Origin of the sequence: Methylobacterium indicum (genome assembly GCF_001043895.1) — a bacterium.
GTDB lineage: Bacteria > Pseudomonadota > Alphaproteobacteria > Rhizobiales > Beijerinckiaceae > Methylobacterium > Methylobacterium indicum.
In genome coordinates this window covers 21,723-28,192 of the sequence record NZ_JTHF01000210.1, presented here as the reverse complement: position 1 = coordinate 28,192, position 6,470 = coordinate 21,723, and the positions used below count along the sequence as shown (strand labels likewise).

General features: G+C 72.3%; 7 protein-coding genes. 4 read left to right on the top strand and 3 right to left on the bottom strand.

The window, feature by feature from the left end; translation table 11 throughout:
• Positions 1 to 283: 283 nt before the first annotated feature.
• The 3 genes from QR78_RS23420 to hemH all read right to left on the bottom strand — a co-directional run bounded on the left by QR78_RS23420 (position 284) and on the right by hemH (position 2,841).
• A complete protein-coding gene (locus QR78_RS23420) occupies positions 284 to 1,066 on the bottom strand; it encodes an SDR family oxidoreductase (RefSeq protein ID WP_048429996.1) in 783 nt (260 codons plus the stop codon).
• A gap of 70 nt (positions 1,067 to 1,136) precedes the next feature.
• Complete coding sequence (gene ogt / locus QR78_RS23415) at positions 1,137 to 1,682, bottom strand: methylated-DNA--[protein]-cysteine S-methyltransferase (RefSeq protein WP_048429995.1); 546 nt, start codon at positions 1,680 to 1,682, stop codon at positions 1,137 to 1,139.
• A 58-nt stretch (positions 1,683 to 1,740) separates the two neighbouring features.
• The gene (gene hemH, locus QR78_RS23410) at positions 1,741 to 2,841 is read right to left on the bottom strand and encodes a ferrochelatase (RefSeq protein ID WP_048429994.1); all 1,101 of its coding nucleotides are present in this window, start codon (positions 2,839 to 2,841) and stop codon (positions 1,741 to 1,743) included.
• A 194-nt stretch (positions 2,842 to 3,035) separates the two neighbouring features.
• Here hemH and QR78_RS23405 point away from each other — a divergent pair, with 194 nt between their 5' ends.
• The 4 genes from QR78_RS23405 to QR78_RS23390 all read left to right on the top strand — a co-directional run bounded on the left by QR78_RS23405 (position 3,036) and on the right by QR78_RS23390 (position 6,468).
• Entirely contained in the window at positions 3,036 to 4,544 is a 1,509-nt protein-coding gene (locus tag QR78_RS23405; protein ID WP_048429993.1) for a bifunctional metallophosphatase/5'-nucleotidase, read from the top strand.
• 26 nt (positions 4,545 to 4,570) lie between these two features.
• Positions 4,571 to 5,275 (top strand): uracil-DNA glycosylase, encoded by a 705-nt coding sequence (gene ung, locus QR78_RS23400; RefSeq protein WP_048429992.1) that lies wholly within the window; start codon positions 4,571 to 4,573, stop codon positions 5,273 to 5,275.
• Positions 5,276 to 5,531: 256 nt separating this feature from the next.
• The gene (locus tag QR78_RS23395) at positions 5,532 to 5,990 is read left to right on the top strand and encodes a MaoC family dehydratase (protein ID WP_048429991.1); all 459 of its coding nucleotides are present in this window, start codon (positions 5,532 to 5,534) and stop codon (positions 5,988 to 5,990) included.
• Between the two features lie 52 nt (positions 5,991 to 6,042).
• Positions 6,043 to 6,468: a DUF4345 domain-containing protein gene (locus QR78_RS23390; RefSeq protein ID WP_048429990.1), complete on the top strand. Its 426-nt coding sequence runs from the start codon at positions 6,043 to 6,045 to the stop codon at positions 6,466 to 6,468.
• Positions 6,469 to 6,470 lie beyond the last annotated feature (2 nt).

The following is a 6,470-nucleotide window of genomic DNA, read 5'->3' as shown; positions in this document are numbered from 1 at the left end:
CCCTCCCCCTTGTGGGGAGGGGTTAGGGGTGGGGGTGGTGCAGAAGGCACCGCTGAGCCTTATCCGGCACCACCCCCACCTCCGGCTCCTCCCCACAAGGGGGAGGAGAGGCGCGCTACCTTTGAGGGGAAAGCGCTCAAACCGAGATGTGTGAACATGCTAGCCCGCAGAGGGGGGAGGGCTCATGCTCTCGGCTGTCGCTCATGCACCAGCACCCGCGCAGCTGCTGTGTCGTGGACTATGACTCCGCGGTCCTTGGACCGTGATGGGCATCCCGCGGAATTCAATCCCCCGGGCTCGCCGCCGATCCCGCCAGCAACCCGCCATCGAGATTGATCTCCGCCCCCGTCATGTAGGCGGCCTCGTCCGAGGCGAGCATCGCCGCCACTGCCGCGACCTCCTCCGGGGTGCCGAAGCGCTTGAGCGGCGTGTCCGCCACCAAAGCCGCCATCCGGGCCTCGCGCCCGGGGCCCTCCCCCAGCATCGGCTCCCAGATCGGGGTGAGAATTGCCGCGGGATGGATCGAATTGCAGCGGATCGCCCACCCCTGCTGCGCGCAGTAGAGGGCCACCGTCTTGGTGTGGTTGCGGATCGCCGCCTTGGAGGAGGCGTAGGCGGCCGCCGCCGGGATGCCGACGAGGCCGGAGCGCGACGAGACGTTGACGATCGAGCCGGTACCGCGCGCCTTCATCGCCCGGATCGCGTAGCGGCAGCCGAGGAAGGTGCCGTCGAGGTTGACATGGTGGACCGCCCGCCACGCCTCCAGGCTCGCATGCTCGGGATCGTGGCGGACCGGCCCGTCCTCGAAGCCGGTGATGCCGGCATTGTTGACGACCACATCCACCTCCGGGACGAGGTCCGCGAGGTGCAGCCAATCCTCCTCGCGGGCGACGTCGAGCCGGATGAACCGTGCGCCGATCTCGGACGCGGTCGCCGCGCCGGCGGCCTCGTCGATGTCGGTGACGATCACCTCGCCGCCCTCCTGACGGAAGCGGGCTGCGATGGCGCGGCCGATGCCGCGGGCGGCGCCGGTGACGAGGCAGGTCTTGCCGATCAGTCGCTGCATGAAGGCTCCGCGGGTCAGGGCTCAGGCTCACCTGACCTTACGGGACGCCTCGCCCAGCGGCCAACCCGCCTCACCCGAGATCCAGCTTCCCCTGCCGCCCCCCGAGGCTCACCCCCTCATGGGCGAGCAGCCACTGCTTGCGGTGGAGCCCGCCGCCATAGCCGGTCAGCGTCGCGTTCGCGCCGATCACCCGGTGGCACGGCACCACGAGGCCGACCGGGTTGGCGCCGTTGGCGAGCCCGACCGCCCGTACCGCCTTGGTCCGGCCGAGCCGCTGTGCGAGGGCGCCGTAGCTGAGCGTGGTGCCGGCCGGAATGTGTCGGAGCGCGGCCCAGACCTCGCGCTGGAAGGCGGTGCCGTTGGTGCATACCGCCAGCCCGTCGATGGCGCCGAGATCGCCGGCGAAATAGGCCGCGATCGGATCGCGGATCGCCGGCGGCAGGGCGGCGTCCCGTAAGGAGAAGGCGGTGCCGTAATGCAGCCGCAGCAGGCGCCGCATCCGCGCCTCATGGTCCGACCAGTCGAGGGCGCGCAACGTCGCGTCCTCGTCGAAGACCAACACCATCGTGCCGATCGGGGTCGGCAGGGTGCCGAGGAGGAAGGGGGCGGCGGACATGCCCGAGAGTAACCCGGGTGCGGAGCCGCCGCGACGGACGCGACCGCCCATCCACCGCTCAGTCGAGCCAGCCCTTCAGCTCGCGGGCAACCACGTGCTCGATCACCCGCATCCCCTCGGCGCCGTCGTTGAGGCAGGGCAGGTAGGCGAAGTGGGTGCCGCCGCCCTCCTCGAAATAGTGCCGGTTCTCGCCGTCGAGCTCTTCCAGGGTCTCGAGGCAATCGGCGGTGAAGCCCGGGGCCACGATGGCGAGGCGCTTCACGCCTTGGGCGGCCAGCTCCTTCACGGTCTCGTCGGTATAGGGCTTCAGCCATTCCTCGTTGCCGAACCGCGACTGGAAGGTCGTCCGCATCCGCTCGGGCGAGTAGCCCAGCGCCTCGCGGATCAGCCGGCCGGTCTTCACGCACTGGCAGTGATAGGGATCGCCCTTCATCAGGTACGATTTCGGCACGCCGTGGAACGAGGTGAGGATGACCTCGGGCTCGAAGTCGAGGGCGGCGAGGTCGCGGCGGATCGCGCTCGCCACCGCCTCGATATAGACCGGGTCGTCGTGGTAGGGCGGCGAGACCCGCACGGTCGGCTGCCAGCGCATCTTCATCAAGGCCCGGAACGCCTGGTCGCAGGCGGTGGCCGAGGTTGCGGCGGCGTATTGCGGGTAGAGCGGCACCAGCAGGATGCGGTCGCAGCCCTGGTCGAGCAGCGCCTGGATGCGCTGGTCGACCTCCGGCTTGCCGTAGCGCATCGCCCAGTCGACGACGACCTTATCGCCCATCGCCGCCTGCAGCTTCTCGGCCTGGCCGCGGGTGATGGTCTTGAGCGGGCCCTCGTCGCGCTCGTTGTTCCAGACCGAGGCGTAGTCGCGGCCCTTCGGCCCGGGGCGCTTCGTGAGGATGACGAGGTTGAGGAGCGGCCACCAGATGGCGCGGGGCACCTCGATCACCCGCCGGTCGGACAGGAACTCCTTGAGGTAGCGGCGCATCGGCCAGTAGCTCGTGCCCTCGGGCGTGCCGAGATTCATCAGCAGCACGCCGATCCGGCCCCAGCGCACGGCCGGGTGGCCGGTGGGCAGGGCGCCCGCCTGGCCGGCCGCACCGGCGCCGGCCGGGCCGACGGGAGTGGCGCCGCGGGCGAGCGTGGCGTTCGGGGTCACCTCGTTCATGGTCGTCCGGTCTGTGCTGCGGCCCGGCAGGATGGCGCGTCCGGGCCCGTCTGTCTGCGCGATGGGTGGCGGTCTACATAGCGCAAAGGCCGCCCGAACCAACGCGTCGCGACGCTGCACCGCGACGCGAATCCGACATCGAACGGTCAGGCCGGCCGTGAGACAAGGGGCGCCCGCCCCCGCCGGAGACCCGCATGACCTCGCCCAGCCGCCGCCAGACCCTCGCCCTCGGCCTCGGGGCCGGCCTCGCCGGGCTGGCCGGCGCCTCCCCGGCCGTCGCGCGGGCGCCCGACATCGACTTCACCCTGGTCCTCGTCAACGACATCTACCGCATGGGGGCGGTGGACGGGCGCGGCGGCTTCCCGAAGCTCGCGGCGGTGATCAAGGCCGAGCGGGCGAAGGGCCGGCCGGTCCTCGTCTGTCATGCCGGCGACACGCTCTCGCCCTCGCTCCTGTCGGGCATCGATCAGGGGCGCCACATCGTCACGCTCACCAACCTGATCCGGCCGGACGTGTTCGTGCCCGGCAACCACGAATTCGATTTCGGGCAGGCCGTCTACCTGGAGCGGATGCGCGAGGCGGCCTTCCCGGTCTTTGCCGCCAACATGCGCCGGGTCGACGGCACGCCGGTGCCGGGCACGCGCGAGTCGACGATCCTGACGCTCGGCGGGATCAGGCTCGGGGTGGTCGGCATCGCCCTGCCGGAGACCGAGGCGAAGTCGCAATCCGGCGACTGGACCTTCGGCCCCGCCGTCGCGACGCTCGCCCGCGAGGCCGCGGCGCTGCGGGCGGCCGGCGCCGAGATGGTGCTGGCGGTCTGCCACACCGACCGGGCGACCGACGAGGCCCTGGTGGCGAGCCGCCACGCCGACATCGTGCTCTCGGGCCACGACCACGACCTGGCGCTGCGCTACGACGGCCGCACCGCCTTCGCCGAATCCGGGCACGATGCCGAGTACGTCACCGCCCTCGACATCAAGGCGGAGGGGAGCGGCCCGGCGCTCACCTGGAGCGCCGCCTTCCGCATCCACGACACCGCCGAGATCGAGCCCGACCCGGAGGTCCAGGCGGTGGTGGCGCGCCTCGAAGGCGAGTTGTCGCGCGAGCTCGACCAGCCGCTCGGCCGGGTGACCAACGCCCTCGACACCCGCACCGGCGCGGTGCGCCAGGGCGAGAGCGCCTTCGGCGACCTCGTGGCGGACGCCCTGCGGCAGGCCGCCGGCGCGGAGATCGGGTTGATGAATGGCGGCGGGATCCGCGGCAACCGGCTCTACCCGGCGGGCACCGAGCTGACGCGCCGGGACGTGCAGACCGAGCTGCCCTTCGGCAACACCTCGGTGCTGGTGCGGATCAGCGGGGCGGCCGTGCTCGCCGCCCTGGAGAACGGCGTCTCCGAGATCGGCCGTCCCTCCGGGCGCTTTCCCCAGATCTCCGGGATCGCCGTCACGGTCGATCCGCTGAAACCCGTGGGCCAGCGCGTCGTCGCGGTCACGGTCGGGGCCGCGCCCCTCGATCCCGCCCGGACCTACACGGTCGCGGCCAACAACTTCATGCTCGGCGGCGGCAACGATTACGGGATGCTGGCCGGCGGCGAGACCCTGGTCGGCGCCACCGACGGCACGCTCGTCGCCAACGTGGTGATGTCCTACATCCAGGCCAACGCGCCGCTGACGGTCGAGACCGGGCGCCTGACGATGCGCTGATTCGCGGCGCCGATTCCCGAGGTCCGATGCCGACAGACGATTCCGTCGCGGGTGCGCTCGCCCGCTTCCGTGCCACCCGATCCCCCTGGCTCGCCCTGCCGTTCTTCCAGGACGGCAGCGCCGAGCGGGTGGCGGAGGCGGTCGATGCCCGGCGCGAGGCCGGCGCCCGGGTGCTGCCGGCGCCGGAGGCCATCTTCAACGCGCTCACCCTGACGCCGCTCGACCGGGTCCGCGCGGTGATCCTCGGGCAGGACCCCTACCCGACCCCGGGCGATGCCCACGGCCTCGCCTTCTCGTATGTCGGCGGGCGCCGGCTGCCGGCCTCGCTCAAGGTGATCCTGGCCGAAATGGCCGAGGAGACCGGCTCCCCGGTCCCGACCTCCGGCGACCTCTCGGGCTGGGCGCGCCAGGGCGTGCTGCTCCTGAACGCCGCGCTGACCGTCGAGGCGGGACGATCCGGCGCCCACATGAAGCTCGGCTGGGCGGCGCTCACCGATCAGGCGGTCGAGGCGGTCTCGACGACGCGCCCGGCGGTCGCGTTCCTGCTCTGGGGCGCCCCGGCCCGCCAGCGCGCCGCCCTGATCGATGGCCGGAAGCACCTGGTGCTGGAGGCCGGCCACCCCTCCCCCCTCAACCGCAAGGCGGATTTCCGCGGCAGCCGCCCGTTCGGGCAGGCGAATGCGTGGCTGGAGGAGAAGGGGCTGGAGCCGATCGACTGGCGGCTGGGGTGAGCGCCGGCGGGCGGGACCTCGGTGCCAAAACCCTCATCCCCCGGCCACGAAGGCCGGCACCCGCCGACTGCGCCTCCACCTCTGTGAAAAGCTCCGGCGGCGACCGCGTCGGCGAGGCCGAGGGGGCCGGCGGGTGCGCCACCGATCCCGCGCGGGCGCACCGCGTCCACGACGATGCCGGGGGAGTTCGTCGGAACCCGGCAAGCGTGGCCGCGACCGCCGCCGCGGCCTATGGTGGCCGAAACGGGAGGAACGCATGAACATCTTCGACGGGCCGGAGGCCCTGAAGGCGGCGATCGGGCAGGAGATCGGGGTCGGCGAGTGGATCACCGTCGACCAGGCGATGATCGACCTCTTCGCCGAGGCGACCGGCGACCACCAGTGGATCCACGTCGACCCCGAGCGGGCGGCGCGGGAATCGCCCTACGGCGCCACGGTGGCGCACGGCTACCTGACCCTGTCGCTGGTGCCGCGCTTCATCGCCGGGGTGCGCCGCCTCGACGGGTTGCGGCTCAGCCTGAATTACGGCCTCGACCGGGTGCGCTTCCCCGCCCCCGTCGTGGTGGGCTCGCGCCTGCGCGGCCGGGTGCGGGTGGCGGCCGCCCTCGACGTGCCGCCCCGGGGCCTGCGCACCACCTACGGCGTGACCGTGGAGATCGAGGGCGCCGAGAAACCGGCCTGCCTCGCCGACGCGGTGGTTCTGCACCATTGGTGAACCGCGCCTCGGCTGGCGGATTGTCCACCGGGCAGAGAGCGGGGCTGTACGGATGACCTTCGAGGCGGAGAGGCGCGCGCTCCAGCGCGTGGTGGCGGTGGCCGGGCTCGTGCCGGTGCTGGGCGGACTCTACGGGGTGCTGTTCGGCCAGGCCGGCCTCGGCGGCGGCACTGTCGACATCTCGACCGACAGCCATCTGCGCTACCTGTCGGGCCTGCTCCTCGGCATCGGCCTGCTGTTCTGGTCGACGCTGCCCGCGATCGAGAGCCGGACCTCGCTGTTCCGCTTCCTGACCATGGTGGTGGCGCTCGGCGGCCTCGCCCGGCTGCTCGGGCTGTGGCTCACCGGGGTGCCGTCGCTCACCATGCTGGCGGCGCTCGGCATGGAACTCGTCGTCACGCCGCTCTTGTGCCTGTGGCAGATCCGGGTGGCGAACCGGGCCGGGGAGCAGGTGCCCCCGTCCCTCCCGGACCCGTGATC